The organism is Bradyrhizobium sp. UNPA324 (assembly GCF_006658635.1).
GTDB lineage: Bacteria > Pseudomonadota > Alphaproteobacteria > Rhizobiales > Xanthobacteraceae > Bradyrhizobium > Bradyrhizobium nanningense.
Map to the genome: position 1 here is coordinate 1 of NZ_LFJD01000001.1, position 2,579 is coordinate 2,579.

At 65.8% G+C, this 2,579-nt stretch carries 1 protein-coding gene; it reads right to left on the bottom strand.

Annotated features, from left to right (window positions below; genetic code table 11):
• Positions 1-2,576, bottom strand: a 2,576-nt coding sequence (locus UNPA324_RS00005; RefSeq protein ID WP_141932831.1) for a hybrid sensor histidine kinase/response regulator, incomplete at its 3' end; no start/stop codon positions are given.
• Positions 2,577-2,579 lie beyond the last annotated feature (3 nt).

A 2,579-nucleotide genomic window follows, 5' to 3' on the forward strand; every position in this document is an offset into this window, starting at 1 on the left:
ACCACGTCGAAGGTTTGGGCGCGCAGCGCGGCGAGGCCCTCCTGCGCGGTCGGCGCGGTGCGGACGCGGTAGCCGGCGGCCTTGAGCACGGGCGCCAGCATGTTGCGGAAGAACGCGCTATCGTCGACCAGCAGCACCGACTGCGAGTGCAGCGACGGCTTCATCTCCTTGCGGGTGAACCAGTCGGCGAACGCCATCGGCAGGAAGTGGCCGACGTCGATCACCTCGGTGGCCTGGCCCTTGATCACGGCCGAGCCGAGAATGCCGGAGGAGGAGCCGCCGACCTCGATGTTGAGCCGTTCCTCGACGATGTCGATGATCTCGTCGACGACGAGGCCCATGGAGCGGCCGTCGTCGGCGAACACCAGGATCGGCTGGGCGCCTTGGCTGGCGATGGTGACGCCTTCCATGGCCACCAGCGGCATCAGCTGCTCGCGGTATTGCACCATGTAGCGGCCGTTACTGAACTCGATCTTGTCGGCCGGCAGCTCTTCGAGGCGCGTGACGAGCCCGAGCGGGACCGCCTTGGGCTGCGACGAGCCGGCGCGGAACACCAGCAGCGAGGTGGTCTGCTCGCCCGAGCCGATGTGATGGGCGCCGTTCTCGTCGCCCATGTCATGGGCCGAGGAGCCGGCGGCGCCGAGCGCCTTGGCAATGCCGTTGGGGTCGATGATCATGATGACGGCGCCATCGCCCAAAATGGTGTTGCCGGAGAACATGTCGATGTGACGCAGCTTGGTCGACATCGGCTTGACCACGATTTCTTCGGTGTGGAACACGCCGTCGACGACGATGCCGAAGGTCTGGCTGCCCACTTGCGTGACCACGATGAAGCCGTTCTCGGGATCGCTGGCCGCGCCGTCGTCGATCTTCAAGAGCTTCTTCAGATGGATCAGCGGCAGCAGCTTGTTGCGCAGCCTGAGCACCGCGGTATCCTTGATGCGCTCGATGCGGTGCTCGGAATTGGCGCGGGCCCGCACCAGCTCGACCACCGAGAGCTGCGGGATCGCGAAGCGGTCGCCGGCAGCTTCCACGATCAGCGCGGAGACGATGGCCAGCGTCAGCGGGATCTTGATGGTGACCGAAGATCCTTCGCCGGCCACCGACTTGATGTCGATGGTGCCGCCGATCTGATCGATATTGGTGCGCACCACGTCCATGCCGACGCCGCGGCCGGAGACCGAGGTGATGGCGGCCGCGGTCGAGAAGCCCGGCGCGAAGATGAACTTGTGGATCTGGGCTTCGCTCATCTTCTCGAGCTCGGCCTCGGTGACGAGGCCGGACGAGATCGCCTTGGCCTTGATCTTCTCGGTGTTGAGGCCTCTGCCGTTGTCGGCGATGCAGATGATGATGTGGCCGCCCTCGTGATAGGCGGACAGGCGGATGGTGCCCTGCTCGCCCTTGCCGCTCGCGAGACGCTCGGCGGGGGTCTCAAGGCCATGATCGGCGGAGTTGCGCACCATGTGGGTGAGCGGATCCTTGATCAGATCGAGCACCTGGCGGTCGAGCTCGGTGTCGGCGCCGTGCATCTCCAGCTCGATCTGCTTGCCGAGTTCGCTCGAGAGGTCGCGGACGATGCGGGGCAGCTTCTGCCAGGCATTGCCGATCGGCTGCATGCGCGTCTTCATGACGCCTTCCTGCAGCTCGGCGGTGACGTTGGACAGGCGCTGCAACGGCACCTTGAACTCGGTGTCCTCGTTGCGGCGGGAGATCTCCAGCAGCTGGTTGCGGGTCAGGACCAGCTCGGAGACCATGGTCATCAGATGCTCCAGCGTATCCACGTTGACGCGGATCGACTGGTTGGCGACGCGGTCGCCCTCGCTCGCCACCTCGTCGGCCATCGACTTCTTCGGCGCGACCTTCTCCTTGGCGGCGGGTTTTGCGGCTTCCTTCGCAACAGGGGCTTCGGCGGCCGGCGCGGGTACAGCCTCAACCTTGGCAACGGGCGCAGGCACCGGCGCTTCGATCGCGGTCTCGCGGAAGGCACGCTCGAGCTCGTCGAGCGAGACTTCGCCGGGACGCAACGGGCGCTCCAGGGTCTGGTCGATCAGCGAGCCCGAGGTCATCTCCTTGGCGGGTGCGGCAGCCGGGGCTTCCGGCGCCAGAGGCGGGGCGTCAGTAACGGGAGCAGAACCTGCCGCCGGCATCGGCTGCGCCGAGCCTGACGCGATCGGCGAGGCCGACGCTGACATTGCCGCCATGCCCTGCTCGACCATCGCTTCCAGCTTGTCGATGAGGTCGCGGTCGGTGCCCTCGGGCTCGGCCTCGGTCGCTTCCAGGCCGGCCAGAATCTCCTTGATGCGGTCGATCGAGGACAGGATCACCGTCACCGCTTCGGCCGTCACCGGCATGCCGTCACGGAATTTGCCCATCAGCGTCTCGCCGGCATGCGCCAGCGCTTCAAGCCTGGGCAGGCCGAGGAAGCCGCACGTGCCCTTGATGGTGTGGACCAGGCGGAAGATGTTATCCAGGATCTTGGCGTTGTTCGGCTCCTGCTCGAACTTCACCAATTGATTGTCCACGGTGTCCAGGCTCTCGCTGGTCTCCGTCAGAAACTCCCGCAACAGATCATCCATGAA